The sequence below is a fragment of the Mesorhizobium sp. P2_C4 genome, assembly GCF_056404575.1.
In genome coordinates, this window is the sequence record NZ_JBFUDT010000009.1 from 99,180 (window position 1) to 117,198 (window position 18,019).

The following is an 18,019-nucleotide window of genomic DNA, read 5'->3' on the forward strand; positions in this document are numbered from 1 at the left end:
GTCGGTCTAGAGAGTCGCTCCGAGGTGCCAGGGCACGAACTCATTGTCGCCGTAGCCGAACGCCTCGCTCTTGGTCTTGCGGCCCGAAGCCGTCTCGACGATCAGTTCGAAGATCTCGCGGCCCATGCCGGCGATGGTCTTTTCGCCCGAGGCGATGACACCGCAGTTGACGTCCATGTCCTCTTCCATGGTGTGATACATGGTCGAGTTGCTGGCGACCTTGATCGACGGCGTCGGCCGGCAACCGAAGCAGGAGCCGCGGCCGGTGGTGAAGACGATGACGTTGGCGCCGCCGGCAACCTGGCCGGTGGCCGACACCGGGTCGTAGCCGGGCGTATCCATGAACACCAGCCCGTGGCCGGTGACCTTCTCGGCATAGCCGAAGACACCGTTGAGCGGCGTCTGGCCGCCCTTGGCCACCGCGCCCAGCGACTTCTCCAGGATTGTCGTCAGGCCGCCACGCTTGTTGCCGGGCGAGGGATTGTTGTCGATCGAGGCGCCGTGCTTGGCGACGTGATCTTCCCACCACTTCACAAAGCCATCGAGTTTGGCGGCAATCTCCGGGGTCGCGGCGCGATAGGCGAGCAGGTGCTCGGCGCCATAGATTTCCGTCGTCTCGGAGAGGATGCCGATGCCGCCGACGCCGGCGAGGATATCGACAGCGGCGCCCAGCGCCGGATTGGCGGTGATGCCGGACATGCCGTCGGAGCCGCCGCATTGCAGGCCTACAACGATCTCGCTGACCGGGATCGGTTCACGCTCAAGCTTGCCGACTTCCTCGGCGATTTCGGCCAGAACCAGCATCGCCTTCTCTACCGATTTGCGCGAGCCGCCGGCGTCCTGGATGTTGAAATGACGTTTTCCCGCGGCGACACCCTTCTGGCCGTAGAGGGTAAGCTGGTTGACCTCGCAGCCGAGCCCGACCATCAGCACGCCGCCGAAATTCGGATGACGGGCATAGCCGGCCAGCGTGCGGTGCAGCACCATCATGCCGTCGCCGGTGCCGCTCATGCCGCAGCCCTGGCCATGGACGATCGGCACGAAGCCGTCGATCCCTGGATATTTGGGCAGCAGCTCGCGGTTCGCCTGGTCGGCGATGGCGTGGCAAACGGTGGCCGAGCAATTGACGCTGGCGACGATGCCGATGAAGTTGCGGGTGCCGGCCCGGCCGTCGGCGCGCCGGTAACCCATGAACGTCCTGATACGGTCGGCTTCGGTCTCGTGCACGGCCTCGCTCGGCGGCACGACAGGCAAACGCCCGGCTTCAAAGACCAGATTGTGCGAATGAACATGCTCGCCCGGCGCGATATCCTGCGTGGCGCGACCGATCGCCTGCGCATATTTCACCACGGCTTGACCGGCCGGTATCGGCTTGATCGCCACCTTGTGGCCAGGCTCGATCAGCGCGGTGGCGACGGCGCCGCCGGGCAGCACCGTGCCGATCTCGATGCGGCCATTGGCGACCGCGACATTGTCGGCGGGAGACAGAAGAATGCTGTTTGAGGCGTTCACGGGCAGTTTCCTGGGTGTTCCTGGGATGCGCGGGCGGATTGACACGCGCCTGTTAACAGATATTGTCTTTTATCGTGAAAAAACATTTTTACGTCAATTGTTTTTTCGCTGGGTGTCGCGCGGCCTTTGGGCGCACGACGCTGCAACCAAAGCTGGAATCGCGCATGATGCTTTTTCGAAAGCGATTCCGATTTTCGGTGCCATGCGCTAGGGAATGTCTGTCATATCGCGCTTCAAGCTGGCCGCAAGCGCCGGCGCGCAACGGGGCAGGGGATGTCGAAGAGCAACAACGTCTACAAAGACGCCTACAACCGCTGCCTGCGGCTACTCGATGAAACGAAGAGCCTGCCGTCGGAGCCGGAGCTGGGCACGCTGCTTGGGGTCAGCCGCACGACTGTGCGCACCATCCTGGCGCGCATGGAAGAGACCGGGCTGATTGCCTGGAACAAGCGCGCCAAGACGGTTTTGCGCGAGCCGCGGCCGGACGACTTTTTCCCCGAGGAAGAGACCGACACGCTGGCGCAGATCATAGAGCGCTCCTTTATGCGGCGGCTGCTGGCCGGCGGCGCCGAGGCCGGCATGCAGATCAACGAGCTCGAACTGGCGCGCGAGATCGGCGTCGGCACTACCAGCGTGCGCGAGTTCCTGATCCGCTTTTCGCGCTTCGGCCTGATCGAAAAGCGGCGCAACAGTCACTGGGTGCTGAAGGGCTTTACCCGTGCCTTCGCCCTGGAGCTGACCGAAATCCGCGAGATGTTCGAACTGCGCTCGGCCGCCGCCTTTGCCGCTCTGCCGGAAGACAGCCCGGTCTGGGCCGACCTCGACCGGCTCGAAGACGAGCATCGCCTGCTGGCGCGCGAGATCGCCACCCGCTTCAACGAATTCTCGGAGCTCGACGAGCGCTTTCACCGGCTGATCCACCGCGCCTCGCTCAACCGCTTCATCGTCGATTTCTACGATGTGATCGCGATGATCTTCCACTACCACTATCAGTGGAACAAGGCGCAGGAGCGCGAGCGCAACGAAGTGGCTGTCTCCGAGCACCTGGCCTATATCGCGGCGCTGAAATCGCGCGATCTCGGCAAGGTCGACGCTGCCTGCCGCAAACACCTGAAATCGGCGCGCCACACGCTTTTGACCTCGATCCCCGAAGCCGGTGGCCGCAGTGTTGGTGTTGGTGTTGGTGATCGCGCCGCGTTGCCGCAGCCGTGATTTGGCGATTTTCCGGCCGTTGATCGCGTGCTAGGTATCTGCGCTGTTGCGTGGAGAGGCAGTTCTTGAACATCCGGCGGAGACGATGGAGCATGCTGGCCGCGTTCGCCGCGGCCTATCTGCTGCTGCTCCAGTCGACGCTTGGCGCCTTCGCCTTCGGCGCCGGTCCGGATGTTTCGCAACTCGATGCCTTCGGCAATGTCATCTGCACTCATGAGGGTGCGGCCCAGATTCCCGGCGGCGATCCGCACCAGCAGCACATGCCGGCATGCTGCATGCTCGGCTGCAGCAAGGTGTCGGCTGCCTATGCGCCGCCGCCCGCTGCCGGCACAGTGTCCGCCAGCCTTTCGTTCGAAGCCGTCGCCTTTGTGCTGCCTGCATTCCGGCATCTCGACTTTGCCCGCGACCGCTCGCCATCGAACCCGCGTGCACCGCCGGCAACGGCCTGAGCCGTTCGCCTCGCGGAACCTTTCGCAGGCGCATTCATCCAACATCGGAAACTGTTTCGCGACCGGCAACGGTGCGATCTCTCAATTCATCCATGGAGCCATCATGTCTCACGCTTTCCGCTCGCGGTTGCTACGCAGCCTTGAAAAGCGCCTCGGCATTGCCGTTTTTGTTCTCGCCCTGTTGTTCGCCGGCGCCCAATCCGTTTTCGCGCACGAGTTTAAGGTCGGCGATATCGAGATCGGGCACCCCTGGTCGCGCGCCACGCCGGCCGGCGCCAAAGTGGCCGGCGGCTATTTCACCATCACCAACACCGGCAGTTCGCCGGATCGTCTGCTGTCGATCTCGTCGGACATTTCGGCCAAGGCCGAGCTGCATGAGATGGGCGTGAAGGACGGTGTCATGACCATGCGGCCGGTCGTCGATGGTCTCGAAATTCCGGCAGGCGGCAAGGTCATTCTGGGGCCGGGCAGCTATCACGTGATGTTCATGGATTTGAAGCAGCCGCCCAGGGAAGGCGAGATGTTTGCCGCGACGCTGACCTTCGAGAAGGCCGGGGCGGTGACGGTCAAATTCGCCGTGCAAGCCATCGGCAGCCCGGCGCCGCAAGAAGACAACGATTGACCCAATCATTTTGCCAACCAAGTTTTCAAGTGAGACCATCATGAACAGGTATCTTTTGTCCGCCGGCGCGCTTCTCTTCCTGGGCACCGGCGCAGCCTTCGCTCACATCACGCTCGAAACCCAGGAGGCGCCGGTCGGCTCGACCTACAAGGCAATCCTGCGCGTGCCGCATGGCTGCGACGGCAAGGCAACGACCGCCGTCCGCGTGCAAATCCCCGAAGGGGTGATCGGGGTGAAGCCGATGCCCAAGCCCGGCTGGACGCTGCAGACCAAGAGGGGCAAGTACGAGAAGTCTTATCAGCTCTACGGCCAGGCGGTGACCGATGGCGTCAAGGAAGTCTACTGGAGCGCCGGCAGCCTGCCGGACGAATTCTACGACGAGTTTGTCTTCCGCGGCACGCTGGCGGCGGACCTGCCGGCCGGCGGGAAGCTGTATTTTCCGGTGTTGCAGGAATGCGATGGCGTTGCCGATCGTTGGATAGAGATTCCGGCGGTGGGCCAAGATGAGGATGCGCTGGAGTTTCCGGCGCCCGGCATCGATCTTTTGCCGAAGAAATGATCTCCCTGGCGGTGCGCTCTGTTCGAGGAGCGCGCCGCTGTTTCTGTGAAGGCAATATGCGGACAGCATCTTTCCTGCGAACGGTCTCCACGGCTGGCAAAACGGCGCGGCTTGCCTTTGGCCTGCTGGCCGCGCTCGTGCTGCTGGCCGCCATTGCTTTGCCGGATCGTGCCTTCGCGCATGCGGCGCTGATCAAGACCGATCCGGCCGATGGCGCGGTGCTGGCACAGAACCCGACGCAGTTCTCGCTGAGCTTCAGCGAACCGGTGTCGCCACTGGTGCTGACCTTGATCCGGCCTGACGGCACGCCGGTTCCGTTGACGTCCTTCCGTCTCAGCGACCAGACCGTCGCGATAGACAATCCTGAGGCGTTGAAGTCCGGCACGCATGTGCTGAGCTGGCGGGTGATTTCCGCCGACGGCCATCCGGTCGGCGGTTCGCTGCTGTTTTCCGTTGGCGCACCCAGCCAAGCTCCGGTGGTCGCCGAACCCGTCGACTGGGGGCTGAGGTCGGCAATCTGGATCGGCAAGGTTCTTCTCTACATCGGTCTGTTTCTCGGCGTCGGCGGCGCCTTTGCGCTGGCCTGGCTGGCACAGAACGGGCGATCCGGCCGGCGCCTAGTCATCGCTGCAATCCTGTGCGGACTGATTGCGGCACCGCTGTCGCTTGGCTTGCAGGGGGTGGATGCGCTCGGTGCGCCCCTTGTCCGGCTGGCAAAGCCGATCATCTGGCAGACCGCGCTCGCCACCAGTTTCGGCTGGACGGTGCTGATCGCGCTGATGGCGCTGGGGCTCGGCTTGCTGTCGCTGGTCGTGCCGCGCGCCGATGCAAAGCTGTTCGCTCTTGCCGGGCTGGCCTGTGTCGGTGCCGCCCTTGCCGCCAGCGGCCACGCCAGTGCCGCCGAACCGCAATGGCTGACCAGGCCGATGGTGTTCCTGCACGGTGCCGGCATCGCTTTTTGGGCGGGAGCGCTGCTGCCGCTCGGGCTTGCCCTCAGACAGCAGCCGGCCGAGGCCGGGCCATTCCTGCGCCGGTTTTCGCTGGCGATTCCCTATGTCGTGGCGGTGCTTGCGGCGGCCGGCATCGTGCTGGCCGTCATCCAGGTGCAGACGCCGGCGGCCTTGGTCGATACCGCTTACGGGGAATTGCTGCTGGTCAAGCTGGCGCTGCTGCTTTTTCTGTTCACGCTCGCCGCCGTCAACCGCTGGCGGCTCACGGCGCCGGCCGAAGCGGGCGAGACGGAAGTCCAGCGAAGGCTGGTCCGTTCGATCTGCATCGAGGTGCTGATCGTGCTGGCCATATTCGGCGTTGCCGCCGGCTGGCGCTTCACGCCGCCACCGCGCGCGCTGGCGATTGCCGCCGCTCAGCCCGCGTCGATCCACATCCACACGCTGAAGGCGATGGCCGACCTCGATATCACCCCGGGGCACACCGGACCGGTCACCGCCTCAATGGTCATCATGACCGGCGATTTCGGCCCGCTCGACGCCAAGGAGGTGACGCTGGTGCTGTCCAAGCCCGACTCGGGCATCGAGCCGATCAAGCGTCCGGCGACCAAACCTGGCGACGGCACCTGGCGCGTCGACGATCTCGTGATCCCGGTTCCAGGCCGCTGGACGGCGCGGATCGACATCCTGGTCTCGGACTTCGACATCGTAAAGATCGAGGCGCCGATCGACATCCGCGCCGAGTGATATTCAGGTGATGCCGGCCTGCCAACGGCTGATACATGCGCTTCCGGTGCTCACGTACTTCAGTACGCTCCGCTCCGGTTCTCGGAAACCACCATTCTCGGCTCGGCCTGACCTGAATCTCACACGCCGCGGCCTCAACACAATTTGGCGAGGCGGTTGACGCAGGCACGAAGGCCCGTCAAACATCGCCGCAATCGCGGCCTCAGCAAAAAGATCCGAAAGCAGGGAAGAAACGATGGAAAAAGCCGAAATCGGCCTGATCGGCCTTGGCACGATGGGCTCCAACCTGGCGCTCAACATTGCCGAGCACGGGCACCGCATCGCTGTCTTCAACCGCACCAGGGCGCGCACCGACGCCTTTGTCGAGAATGCCGGCGCGCTGAAGAACATGGTTGTGCCTTGCTACAGCCTGGAAGAACTTGCCGCCGCAATCCGGCCACCACGGCCGATCATCATCATGGTGCTGGCCGGCAAGCCGGTGGACGAACAGATCGCGTCGCTCCGCGGCGTGCTGTCGGCCAATGACATCGTCATCGATGCCGGCAACGCCAATTTCCGCGACACGATGCGGCGCTTCTCCGAGCTCAACGGCTCAGGCCTAACCTTCATCGGCATGGGCGTGTCCGGCGGCGAGGAGGGCGCGCGCCACGGGCCGTCGATCATGGTCGGTGGCACCGAAGACTCCTGGAAGCGCGTTGAAAGCGTGCTGACTGCGATCTCGGCAAAATTCAAGGACGAGCCCTGTGCGGCCTGGCTCGGCACCGACGGCGCCGGGCATTTCGTCAAGACCATCCACAACGGCATTGAATATGCCGACATGCAGATGATCGCCGAGATTTACGGCATCCTGCGCGATGGCCTGGGCATGGAGCCGAAGGAAATCGGCACCGTTTTCGCCGATTGGAACAAGGGCCGGCTCAACTCCTATCTGATCGAGATCACCGCCAAGGTGCTGGCCGCCGACGATCCGAAGACCGGCAAGCCGGTGGTCGACATAATCGTCGACCGCGCCGGCCAGAAGGGCACCGGCAAATGGTCGGTCATCGAAGCGCAGCAACTCGGCATTCCGGCCACCGCGATTGAAGCGGCGGTTGCCGCACGCGTGCTGTCGTCGATCAAGGACGAACGGCTGGCTGCCGAAAAAGCCTATGGCAACAGCGGCGTGGCGAAGATCACCGGAGACAAGGCAGCGCTGCTCAAGGATCTTGAGCTGGCGCTGTTTGCCGGCAAGATCGCCGCCTATGCGCAAGGCTTCGCGGTGATGAGCGGCGCGTCGAAGGAATTCAACTGGAACCTGCCGATGCCGACCATCGCCAAGATCTGGCGCGCCGGTTGCATCATCCGCTCGCAAATGCTGGATACCATGGCGGACGCCTTCAGCACGGGCGGCGCTGCCACCAATCTCTTGATGGCGCCGGCCTTTATCGCGTTGATGCAGGAGGCGCATCCGTCGCTGCGGCGCATTGTGGCAAGGGCGTCGGAGGCTGGCGCACCGGTGCCGGCGCTGTCGTCGGCGCTTGCCTATTTCGACAGCTATCGCCAGGGCCGCGGCACCTCGAACCTGATCCAGGCACAGCGCGACTTCTTCGGTGCGCATGGTTTTGAGCGTATCGATGGTCCCGGCGCGTTCCATGGCCCGTGGGGCAGTGGCGCTGCCGGCTGACCCGACCATGATCCCGAAAAGTGGACCCCGGTTTTCGGGAGAGATCATGGTCAAACAAGAAGTCTAGTCGACGGTACGGCTGGAGGCCAGAACCTCGCTCGGCACGCTCAGGCTTTGCAAGGCGCCGGGTTCTGCGCCGCCGATCCAGCCCAGCACCGAGCGGGCGAGTTCGGCGCCGGCCAGGCGAAAATTCTCGTTGACGACCAGAAGTTCCGGCCGGAACAGATGCAACAGATCCGACGATTGCTTCGACACCACGTCGACGTCGCGGCCGAGCTTGAGGCCGGCATCCTCGATGCCGGCGACAATGGCCAGCGTCGCCGCGGCGGCGCTGCTGACGAAACCATCCGGCCTGATATCGCGACGCATCACCTGCGCGGTCCTCGTTCGGATCTGTTCGATCGAATGGTCGATTGAAACGGTGTTGAAGGCGATTTCGCTGGCGCCGACCTCGCTCAGCGCGTCGGTAAAGCCGTTCAGCGTGTGGCCGTGGTAGGTCAGTCCGACCGGCGGTGCCAGCAAGGCCAGCCTGCGGCGGCCAATACCGGCGAGATGGCGCACCGCCTCGGCCGCGAAAGCGTAATTGTCGAAGTCGTGATAGGGGTGGTTCAATCCCATATCGGTGCGGCCATGCGTGGCGAAGGGAACGCCGCGCTCCAGCAGGTAGCGAGCCCTCGGATCGTTCGGCTGCGTGCGCGAAATGATGATCCCGTCGGCAGAACCGGTTTCCACTAGGTAGCGTATGGGATCCAGCGGATCCTGCGAGCGCGAATAGGGTGTGACGATCAGGTGATAGGGCGTGTCGGCGATGACTTCCGAGACGCCATAGATGATGTCGGAGACAAAGCTCATGATCTCCCGCTCGGTGTTGAGCACGAGACTGATGACGTTGGTCTTGCCGGTCCGCAGGCGCACACCGGCACGGTTCGGGCGATAGCCGATCTGCCTGGCGACGAGTTGGACACGCCGCCTGGTCTCGGCGCCGATCTCGGGTGCGTCCTTGAGCGCGCGCGACACGGTGGTGACGCCCAGCCCGGTCATGAAGGCGAGCGTCTTCAGCGTCGGCCGCGCTTGCGCCGACGCTTCGTCGTCCTTGCCTGTCTGATCCCTGTCCATCGTCCCGCCCCGTCCGGCGCATAGCAGCCGCCGTGGATGCCAGCAATCACCGGCATCGCGGCAGTCACAACTCTCCGCCCGATGGCAGTCTCAATATACTGAAACGTTACAGGTTGCCACTGCCGTTGCTTCAGAGCGGTGTCAGGAACCTGGAAGGCGCAGCGCGCGCTTGTGGAAAAACCGCTGAAAAGCAGAGGAGGCGGACGTCTCTACGGGCCTTTTTCCGGCTTTCATGCGTTGCAACATGGCATTTTTTGCAGTGCAGTTGCGGATATTGCGATGCAGCAGGGTTCTGTGAGGTCGGGCGAATTTGTTCGCGGCTCGAAAAAATATCGAACTGCCTTTGCCCGAGGGGTTGCGCGCCCGGCGCAATTGCCGTATCGAAAATCTGTAACGTTTCAGATTCTGGGAGGAACCGAAATGCGATATCAACTTTTGACTGCGGCGCTGGCAGCGACGGTCGCGCTGCAGTTTGCCGGTCCGGCGGCCGCGACCGATCTGGAAGTGATTCACTGGTGGACGTCGAAGGGCGAGTCGGCTGCGGTCTCGCAGTTCGCAAAGGCCTTTGACAATGACGGCAAGGGCGACCACTGGGTGGACAGCGCCATCGCGCTCGGCGAAACCGCCCGCTCGACCGTCATGCAGCGCGTGCTCGGCAACGATCCGCCCGGTGCCGCCCAGTTCAATCCCGGTCGGCAGTACGAGGAACTGATTTCGGGCGGCAAGCTGCTCGACCTCACCGATGTCGCGACCGCTGGCAAATGGGCTGACATCATTCGCCCGAAGGCAATCGGCAGCGCCTGCCTCGTTGACGGCCACTGGTGGTGCGTTCCGGTCAACATTCATTCCAACTACTGGGCCTGGTACTCCAAGCCGGTCTTCGAGAAAGCGGGCGTGCCGGAGCCGAAGAGCATGGCCGATTTCATCGCGGCCGCACCGAAGATCAAGGCGGCAGGCTTCATTCCCTTCGCCATCGGCGGCGATGGAAACGGCTGGCAGATTCAGTTGCTCTTCCAGGACATGGTTACCGAGGCGCTCGGTGTCGCCAAGCGTGACGAGATGTACACCAAGAAGAGCGCCGAGATTGCCGGCGGCGCCGAGATGAAAGGCGTCTTCACGCAGTTGAGGGCCCTGAAGCAGTTCACCGACGACGGCTACGCCAACCGCAACTGGAACGACACCACCAATCTGGTGATCACCGGCAAGGCCGGACTTCAGGTGATGGGTGACTGGGCGCGCGGCGAGTTCGCGGCCGCCGGCATGACCGGGGTCAAGGATTTCGGCTGCATGATCGGCCTGAACGAGGCCAAGCCGGTGGTCAGCACCGACGGCGACATCATCCTGTTCTTCAAGCAGGGCAATGCGGATGTCGAAGCCGCGCAGAAGCGTCTTGCGGCACTCCTTATCAGCCCCGAGGTTCAGGTCGCCTTCAACAACGCCAAGGGCTCCATGCCCGTGCGGGCCGATGTCGACATGTCGACGGCCGACCCGTGCATGCAGAAGTCCCTGAAAGCGGTGGAAGACCCGGCCAACATCGTCACGGCGACGAACCGGTTCATCACCGAGAACACCAACCAGCAGATCAATGAACTCGTCGCGCAATTCTTCGCGGACGACTCCATGACGGCTGACGACGCCACTGCGAAGTTCGCTACTGTCATCGGCAGCTCCGACTAGGAACCGATCACTACCCAGAGGCGCCGCCCTTGCGGCGGCGCCTCGCCCCGACCGACAGGAAGAGCCTTTTCCCGGCGACGGGCTGACAATCGCAGGACGGGAAGCTGCGGCAGTCCAGAGCCCGGTGTTCGGATAATGCTGACTTTTACGTCGGTGGAAGCGGAGAAAAACCGACGATGCAGAAGAGCTGGAGGCACAGATTTCACCTGCCCGCAGTCATCGGGACGATACCGATGATCCTGGTTGCCGTCGGCGTGTTCGTGATCGGCATCGGCTTTTCGGTGCTGTGGTCCTTCACCAGTTCGAAGCTCTTCCCCACCTATGATTTCGTCGGTCTGGCGCAGTACAGGCGCCTTTGGGCCGACAGCCGCTGGCTGGTCTCGGTCAACAACATCTGGTTCTTCGGCCTGATGTCCATCACCTGCAACATGGTGTTCGGCTACCTGCTTGCCGTTTTCATGGACCAGCGCATCCGCCAGGAAGATTTGTTCCGCTCGATCTTCCTTTATCCGTTCGCCATGTCTCTGATCGTCACCGGGCTGGTGTGGCAATGGGTGCTGGACCCCAATCTCGGCCTGCAGGCGGCGCTCCGCAATCTGGGCTGGGCGAGCTTCAGTTTCGCGCCGCTGGTCAATGCCGAGACCGCAATATACGCGCTGGTCGTGGCCGGCATCTGGCAGGGCTCGGGCGTGACGATGGCGATCCTGCTTGCCGGCTTGCGCGGCGTTGACGAAGATATCTGGAAAGCGGCGAGGGTCGACGGCATCCCGACGTGGCGCACGCACCTTTCCATCGTGGCGCCGATGATGAAGGGCGCCTTCGCCACTGCCTTCGTTCTCCAATGCGTGAGCGTGGTGCGCGTCTACGATTTGGTGATCGCCATGACCGGCGGCGGTCCCGGCATCGCCACGTCCATGCCGGCAGTCTACGTCATCCAGCTCATCACCGTGCGCCAGAACGTCGGCCAGGGCATGGCTGCGGCAACGATGATGCTGCTGCCGGTCCTGATCGTGCTGGCCTTCGGCGGAATTCTACTATGGCGGCGAAATCGGGAAGCGATCACATGACCGCCGGCCAGATCACTGCAATTCAACCTGCGCGGGAAGCGCCGGATCAGGCTGGCGTCGGGCCTGTCGGGCCGAAACCGCGACGGATATCGGCCGGCCGCATCGGCCTCTATGCCTTCCTGGTCGTTGCGGCTCTCTTCTTCCTGATCCCGGTCTACATCATGATCGTCACCTCGCTGAAGGGGATGCCGGAGATCAGGTTGGGACACCTTTTCAACCTTCCTGGCGAGCCGACCTTTCAGCCCTGGGCCGACGCCTGGCTGCATGCCTGCACCGGTCGCGACTGCAACGGCCTCAGCCCAGGCTTCTACAACTCGGTGAAGATCACCCTGCCCAGCGTGGTCATCTCGATCATCTGCGCGTCGATCAATGGCTACGCGTTGACCTTCTGGCCATACAAGGGCGCCAACTTTCTCTTCGGGTTGCTCGTGTTTGGCGCCTTCGTGCCCTACCAGGTGGTGATCTATCCGTTGATCATCGGACTGAGCTCGGTCGGGCTGTTCGCTTCGCTTCCCGGCATCATCATCGTGCACACGATCTTCGGAATGCCCATCCTGACGTTGCTGTTCCGCAATTTCTACGCGGCAATACCGGTCGAGCTGTTCAAGGCAGCGCGCGTCGACGGTGCGGGTTTCTGGCGCATCTTTTTCTACATCATGCTGCCGATGTCGGTGCCGATCACTGTCGTCGCCGTCATCCTGCAAGTCACCGGCATTTGGAACGACTTCCTGTTCGGCGTCGTGTTCGCCGGGCGGTCCAACTGGCCAATGACGGTGCAGCTCAACAACATCGTCAACACCACCACCGGCGTGCGGGAGTACAATGTCAACATGGCGGCGACCATCCTGACGGCGGCGGTGCCTCTGATTATCTACTTCGTCTCCGGACGATGGTTCGTGCGCGGCATCGCCGCTGGCGCGGTGAAAGGCTAGTGGATATGGCGCAGAACGGTACCAGCGTTTCGATTGAGGATCTGTCGCTGAATTTCGGCGCGGTGACGGTGCTGCAGGCGCTCAATCTCGACGTCGCCGAAGGCGAATTCATCGTGCTGCTCGGCCCGTCCGGCTGCGGCAAGTCAACCTTGCTCAACTGCATTGCCGGTCTGCTCGACATTTCGGAAGGCCGCATCTTCATCAAGGGCAAGAACGTCACCTGGGAAGAGCCCAAGGACCGTGGCATCGGCATGGTGTTCCAGTCCTACGCGCTCTATCCGCAGATGACGGTGGAGAAGAACCTGTCCTTCGGGTTGCGGGTCGCCGGCATCCCCAAGGACGAGATTGCCAAGCGCATCGCGCGGGCCGCCGAAATCCTGCAGATCGAGCCGCTGCTGCAGCGCAAGCCGGCCGCGCTTTCGGGCGGCCAGCGGCAGCGCGTGGCGATCGGGCGGGCGCTGGTGCGCGATGTCGACGTCTTCCTGTTCGACGAGCCGCTGTCCAACCTGGACGCCAAACTGCGCGCCGAACTGCGCGTCGAAATAAAGCTGCTGCACCGCAAGCTGCAGAACACCATGATCTACGTCACCCACGACCAGATCGAGGCGATGACGCTGGCCGACCGTATCGCGGTCATGCGCGGCGGCGTCATCCAGCAGCTCGACGCGCCGCAGACGATCTACAACCGTCCGGTCAACCGTTTTGTCGCCGGCTTTCTCGGCTCGCCGGCGATGAATTTTCTCGAGGGCGAGCTGGAGGCAGGCGCCGGCGCAGTGTTCAAGACCGATGGTGTCTCGGTGCCGCTCGACCGCTATGTCTTCGACAGCACGGACCGTCCCGCAGGTGCGTGCGTGCTTGGGATCCGGCCCGAACACATCGCCTTTGGCGAGGCTGCACGGTCGATGCCTTTCAGCGCCGACGGCGCCGTCGAGATCGTCGAGCCGATGGGTTCGGACACCCTGGTATGGACCAAGCTCGGCGGCCATAATTTGTCTTTCCGCGTCGATGCGGAAAGGACGCTCAGCAGCGGCGACCCGATCCGGATCGGTTTCGATCCGGCCCGCGCCTCGCTGTTCGACGCCGCGACCGGCAACCGCATTTAACACCCAAGACCCCATCCCCCAAGAAACGGACAGAGACGATGAACTGGTCATTCCAACTTTACAGTGCCCGCAATTTCCAACCCTGGGAAGGCGTGCTCAAGACGCTGGGCGAGCTCGGCTACAGCCAGGTCGAGGGCTTCGGCGGCGTCTATGACGACCCCAAGGCGTTCCGCGCCGAACTCGACAAGAACGGGCTCGCCATGCCGACCGGACATTTTTCGATCGACGCGCTCGAAAAGGACTTTGACGGCGTGCGAAAAATCGCCGACGCGCTCGGTGTCACCTTGCTCATCTGCCCCTATCTGCTGGCCGAGCAGCGCCCTGCCGATGCTGCCGGCTGGCGCGGTTTTGGCGAACGTCTTGCCAAGGTGGGTGAGACCGCAAAAAAGGCCGGTTACGGCTTTGCCTGGCACAATCATGATTTCGAGTTCAAGAAGCTCGCCGACGGCTCGGTGCCGCAGGACCACATCCTGTCTTCCGCGTCCGACATCGGCTGGGAGATGGACGTCGCCTGGGTGGTGCGCGGCGGCGTCGATCCGCTGCCGTGGATCGAAAAGCACGGCAAGCGCATCAGCGCCGTCCACGTCAAGGATATTGCGAAGCCGGGCGAGGGCCTGGACGAGGATGGCTGGTCGGATGTCGGCCATGGCACGATCGACTGGGCCGGCCTGATCAAGGCGCTGCGCGCCAACAGCGCCGCCAAATACTACGTCATGGAACAGGACAATCCCAACGACATCGAGCGTTTCGCCCGCCGCTCGATCGCAGCCGCCAAGACCTACTAGGAGCAATCAGCATGGCAAAGAAACTTGGTATAGGCGTCATCGGCTGCGGCAACATCTCGAAGGCGTATTTCTCGCTGGCGCCGCTGTTTCGCGGCATCGAGATGCGCGCTTGCGCCGACATCAACATGGATGCGGCGAAGGCACGGGCGAAGGAGTTCAAGCTGCGCGCCGAGACCGTCGAAGGACTGCTCAAGGCCGACGACATCGACATCATCGTCAACCTGACCATTCCGGCGGTCCACTATGAGGTGTCGAAGCAGATCCTCGATGCCGGCAAGCACGTCTATTCGGAAAAGCCGTACGTGCTGTCGGTCAAGGAAGGGCTCGACCTGAAGGCGCGGGCGGAGAAAAAGGCGCTGCGCGTCGGCTCGGCCCCCGATACTTTCCTCGGCGGCGCGCATCAGTTGGTGCGCGACCTGATCGACACCGGCAGGCTCGGCAAGATCACCAGCGGCACCTGCCATGTGATGAGTCATGGCATGGAGCACTGGCATCCCAATCCGGATTTCTTCTTCCAGCCGGGTGCCGGGCCGGTGCTCGATATCGGACCCTACTACATCACCAATCTGATCCAGCTGATCGGGCCGGTGAAGCAGGTGGCGGCGTTCGCAACGACGCCGGCCAAAGAGCGCACCATTTCTTCGAAGCCGCGCGCGGGCGAAAAGATCCCGGTCAACACGCCGACGACGATCCATGGCCTGCTGGAGTTCGAAAACGGTGCGGTCATCACGCTCAACACCAGCTGGGACGTCTGGGCGCACGGCCATGCGCCGATGGAGCTCTATGGCGAGTCGGGCACCGTGTTCGTGCCGGATCCGAATTTCTTCGGCGGCGACGTGCGCTTCACCGAGGCCGCCAAGCCGGTCAAGAAACTGCCGAAATGGAAGCATCCGTTTGGCGTTCCCAATGAGATGCACGGACAAGGCATGATGGCCAACTACCGCACATCAGGTCTCGCCGACATGGCGCTCGCGATCGCCGAGGGCCGGCCGCACCGCTGCTCGATGGAGCTGGCGCTGCATGCCGTCGAGGTGATGACCGGCCTGTTGCAGTCTGGCGAGACCGGCAAGTTCGTTGCCATGCAGACCACCTGCGAGCGGCCGGCCGCTCTCGGCGTCAAGGATGCGAAAGGGCTGCTGAAAAAGTAGCCGTGGCGATTATCGATAATTTTTGACGACACCCTCTCCCCGTTCTGGCGGGGAGAGGGTAAAGGGTGAGGGGCAGGGTCGACTCGCCGCGGCGTCGCGGTGGCCGTTGTCGGCCCGTTCAATTTAGAGGAACCCCCATGTCCTATGTCCCCGCCGAAAATCGCTACGAAAAAATGATCTATCACCGCTGTGGGCGATCCGGGCTAAAGCTGCCGGCGATCTCGCTCGGGCTGTGGCACAATTTCGGCAACGACACGCCGCACAAGACCAAGCAGGCGATCGTTCGCAAGGCCTTCGATCTCGGCATCACCCATTTCGACCTCGCCAACAATTATGGCCCGCCGCCCGGCTCGTCGGAGACGGCATTCGGCGAGATCCTGCGGACAGACTTTGCCGCCTATCGCGACGAGCTGATCATCTCGACCAAGGCCGGCTATGAAATGTGGGCAGGCCCCTATGGCGAATGGGGCGGACGCAAATATGTGCTGGCCAGCCTCGACCAGAGCCTGAAGCGGATGGGTCTCGACTATGTCGATATCTTCTATTCGCACCGCTTCGATCCCGATACGCCGCTGGAAGAAACGATGGGCGCGCTCGACCATGCGGTGCGCTCGGGCAAGGCACTCTACGCCGGCATCTCGTCCTACAATTCGCAGCGTACGCGCGAGGCCGCCGATATCCTGAAGCAGCTCGGCACGCCTTGCGTCATCCATCAGCCAAGCTATTCGATGCTCAACCGCTGGGTCGAGGAAGACGGGTTGCTCGATACGCTGGAAGGGCTTGGTGTCGGCTCGATCGTGTTCTCACCACTGGCGCAAGGCATGCTGACCGACAAATATCTCGGCGGCATTCCGCAGGGCAGCCGGGCATCACAGGGCAAGTCGCTGCGTCCCGCCTTCATCAACGACAAGACCATCGCCAACATCCAGGCGCTGAACGCGATCGCCGGCCGCCGCGGCCAGACGCTGGCGCAGATGGCGCTGGCCTGGGTGCTGCGCAAGGGCCGGGTGACCTCGGCGCTGATCGGCGCCAGCCGGCCGGAACAGGTCGAGGACTGTGTTGGGGCGCTGAAAGTGCTCGAGTTCAGCGATGCCGAGCTCGCCGAGATCGACACTTACGCGCGCGAGTCCGACATCAATCTGTGGGCGGCTTCGGCGGAGCGCAAAGGCCCGCCGAGGAAGTAGGCGGAATAGAAGCCGGCTAATTATCGGTCGATGCGACGGCGGGTTTTCCCGCCGTCGGCGTTTTTCAAGCCTGACTCTCAAGGCTTTTTGGCGGTGCCGAGGCCGGGCTTGGGCGCTGCGGGCGCCGGAGCCTGCGTTTTCATTTTTTCCTCGATCCAGCCGGTGTAGTTGGCCAGCCGCGTGTAGATGCCATAGGCGTTCTTGTGGCCGCAGGCGGCGGTGCCGTCCGACGGGCCTTCACCCCAACTGACGATGCCGACCTGGACCGGGCCGCCGGCGCCGGTGACGAACAACGGTCCGCCGCTGTCGCCGTTGCAAGCGTCGCGCTCGCCGCTGGCGGTGCCGGCGCAGATCATGTTGTTGGTCAACGGATCGGACATGTCTGCGGCAATGGCGTTGGCGGCGGCGTCGACGCCCTTTTCCGAATAGCGCATGCGATGGGAGAGACCGTCGAGTGCCGCCTTCAAGTCACGCGCATAGATGTCCTTGATGCCGCTGTTGCAAACAGCATTCGGCTCGAGATCGAGATCGGCCACCATCAGTGCCGTGGGGAACGTTCCGTCCTGCATCTTGCCCCAGCCGATGACCGTCGTCTTGCCGGTATCGGGCGTGGCCTCATGGGTGATCTTGATGGTCGGCGCGTCGGCCGGTTCGGCGAGCCGCAGCAGACCAAGGTCGTTGTCCAGAGTCTGCTCGCTGTAGCCTTCGTTGACGATGACCTCCACCACCTTGTAGCGCTTGCCCTCGGTGAGATCGGTGGCGCCGGTCAGCACGGTGACCACATCCGGCGAGATCGGCCGGCCCTTGTCGTTGAGGCAGTGCGCCGCCGTCAGCACCCATTGCGGTGCGATCAGGCTGCCGCCGCAGAACTGCGCATTGGGCTGCGAGGCGGGGCTCGGGTCCAGCCTGTCGGTGGTCAACAGCGCCACCTGGAACGGATAGGCGCCTTTCTCGGCCTGATTGCCGCCGTAGACGCGGTCGGCGCCATCGGGGTTCTCAGCCACGGCTTTTGCCCTGGCCTCAGCCACCGCTTTCATCGGTGAGACCGCCGCTTCCGGCCTGACGGCGTCGTCGGCCGCATGGGTTGCGTTGACGACCGGAAAGATGGCAGCGACGCCAAGCAACATTGCTGCCGCGATCGGCCTGGACCGATGGATGATTTTCACCTGAACCTCCTGAGACGAACGTTCCCGAACAAGCCAGCCCGGCACATGATCGGCTGCGGTGAACCGGCGGCCGAACCATGCACCAAAACGGATCGGTGCGCGAACGGTCATAATACCGACTGCCACTTTT

17 protein-coding genes are annotated in these 18,019 nt (G+C 63.2%); 14 read left to right on the forward strand and 3 right to left on the reverse strand.

Translation table 11 applies throughout. The features are described from left to right. Window positions 1–6 precede the first annotated feature (6 nt). Window positions 7–1,512, reverse strand: coding sequence for a UxaA family hydrolase (locus AC1DX6_RS26725; RefSeq protein ID WP_477318907.1), 1,506 nt, complete (start codon window positions 1,510–1,512; stop codon window positions 7–9). Here AC1DX6_RS26725 and AC1DX6_RS26730 point away from each other — a divergent pair. From AC1DX6_RS26730 to gndA, 7 genes are all read left to right on the forward strand, one after another. Then, window positions 1,493–1,723, forward strand: a complete 231-nt coding sequence (locus AC1DX6_RS26730; protein WP_477318909.1) for a hypothetical protein — start codon at window positions 1,493–1,495, stop codon at window positions 1,721–1,723. The two genes, AC1DX6_RS26725 and AC1DX6_RS26730, sit on opposite strands and share 20 nt — an antisense overlap. 62 nt (window positions 1,724–1,785) lie before the next feature. After that, the gene (locus tag AC1DX6_RS26735) at window positions 1,786–2,724 is read left to right on the forward strand and encodes a GntR family transcriptional regulator (RefSeq protein ID WP_477318911.1); all 939 of its coding nucleotides are present in this window, start codon (window positions 1,786–1,788) and stop codon (window positions 2,722–2,724) included. Between the two features lie 92 nt (window positions 2,725–2,816). Beyond that, complete coding sequence (locus tag AC1DX6_RS26740; RefSeq protein WP_477318913.1) at window positions 2,817–3,173, forward strand: DUF2946 family protein; 357 nt, start codon at window positions 2,817–2,819, stop codon at window positions 3,171–3,173. Between the two features lie 103 nt (window positions 3,174–3,276). Then, window positions 3,277–3,795, forward strand: coding sequence for a copper chaperone PCu(A)C (locus tag AC1DX6_RS26745; protein WP_477318915.1), 519 nt, complete (start codon window positions 3,277–3,279; stop codon window positions 3,793–3,795). Window positions 3,796–3,835: 40 nt separating this feature from the next. After that, on the forward strand, window positions 3,836–4,354 hold the full coding sequence (locus AC1DX6_RS26750) for a YcnI family copper-binding membrane protein (protein ID WP_477318917.1): 519 nt from the start codon (window positions 3,836–3,838) through the stop codon (window positions 4,352–4,354). Between the two features lie 56 nt (window positions 4,355–4,410). Beyond that, window positions 4,411–6,048 (forward strand): copper resistance CopC/CopD family protein, encoded by a 1,638-nt coding sequence (locus AC1DX6_RS26755; RefSeq protein ID WP_477318919.1) that lies wholly within the window; start codon window positions 4,411–4,413, stop codon window positions 6,046–6,048. Window positions 6,049–6,283: 235 nt separating this feature from the next. Continuing rightward, window positions 6,284–7,711, forward strand: coding sequence for an NADP-dependent phosphogluconate dehydrogenase (gndA, locus tag AC1DX6_RS26760; RefSeq protein ID WP_477318921.1), 1,428 nt, complete (start codon window positions 6,284–6,286; stop codon window positions 7,709–7,711). A 63-nt stretch (window positions 7,712–7,774) separates the two neighbouring features. Here the strand turns inward: gndA and AC1DX6_RS26765 are convergent, their stop codons facing one another. Beyond that, entirely contained in the window at window positions 7,775–8,827 is a 1,053-nt protein-coding gene (locus AC1DX6_RS26765) for a LacI family transcriptional regulator (RefSeq protein WP_477318923.1), read from the reverse strand. Between the two features lie 420 nt (window positions 8,828–9,247). Here AC1DX6_RS26765 and AC1DX6_RS26770 point away from each other — a divergent pair, with 420 nt between their 5' ends. From AC1DX6_RS26770 to mgrA, 7 genes are all read left to right on the forward strand, one after another. Further along, window positions 9,248–10,504, forward strand: a complete 1,257-nt coding sequence (locus AC1DX6_RS26770) for an ABC transporter substrate-binding protein (RefSeq protein WP_477318925.1) — start codon at window positions 9,248–9,250, stop codon at window positions 10,502–10,504. A gap of 176 nt (window positions 10,505–10,680) precedes the next feature. Continuing rightward, entirely contained in the window at window positions 10,681–11,571 is an 891-nt protein-coding gene (locus AC1DX6_RS26775; protein ID WP_477318927.1) for a carbohydrate ABC transporter permease, read from the forward strand. Next, complete coding sequence (locus AC1DX6_RS26780; RefSeq protein WP_477318929.1) at window positions 11,568–12,503, forward strand: carbohydrate ABC transporter permease; 936 nt, start codon at window positions 11,568–11,570, stop codon at window positions 12,501–12,503. The genes AC1DX6_RS26775 and AC1DX6_RS26780 overlap by 4 nt, the downstream gene beginning before the upstream one ends. Before the next feature lie 5 nt (window positions 12,504–12,508). Further along, the gene (locus AC1DX6_RS26785) at window positions 12,509–13,606 is read left to right on the forward strand and encodes an ABC transporter ATP-binding protein (RefSeq protein WP_477318931.1); all 1,098 of its coding nucleotides are present in this window, start codon (window positions 12,509–12,511) and stop codon (window positions 13,604–13,606) included. A 38-nt stretch (window positions 13,607–13,644) separates the two neighbouring features. Further along, window positions 13,645–14,391, forward strand: coding sequence for a sugar phosphate isomerase/epimerase family protein (locus AC1DX6_RS26790; protein WP_477318933.1), 747 nt, complete (start codon window positions 13,645–13,647; stop codon window positions 14,389–14,391). Between the two features lie 11 nt (window positions 14,392–14,402). Beyond that, a complete protein-coding gene (locus AC1DX6_RS26795) occupies window positions 14,403–15,539 on the forward strand; it encodes a Gfo/Idh/MocA family protein (protein WP_477318935.1) in 1,137 nt (378 codons plus the stop codon). 137 nt (window positions 15,540–15,676) lie between these two features. Then, complete coding sequence (gene mgrA, locus AC1DX6_RS26800; protein ID WP_477318937.1) at window positions 15,677–16,723, forward strand: L-glyceraldehyde 3-phosphate reductase; 1,047 nt, start codon at window positions 15,677–15,679, stop codon at window positions 16,721–16,723. Between the two features lie 77 nt (window positions 16,724–16,800). On the opposite strand, the gene AC1DX6_RS26805 is transcribed toward mgrA, so the two are convergent. Then, window positions 16,801–17,889: a S1 family serine peptidase gene (locus tag AC1DX6_RS26805; RefSeq protein WP_477318939.1), complete on the reverse strand. Its 1,089-nt coding sequence runs from the start codon at window positions 17,887–17,889 to the stop codon at window positions 16,801–16,803. Window positions 17,890–18,019: the final 130 nt, after the last annotated feature.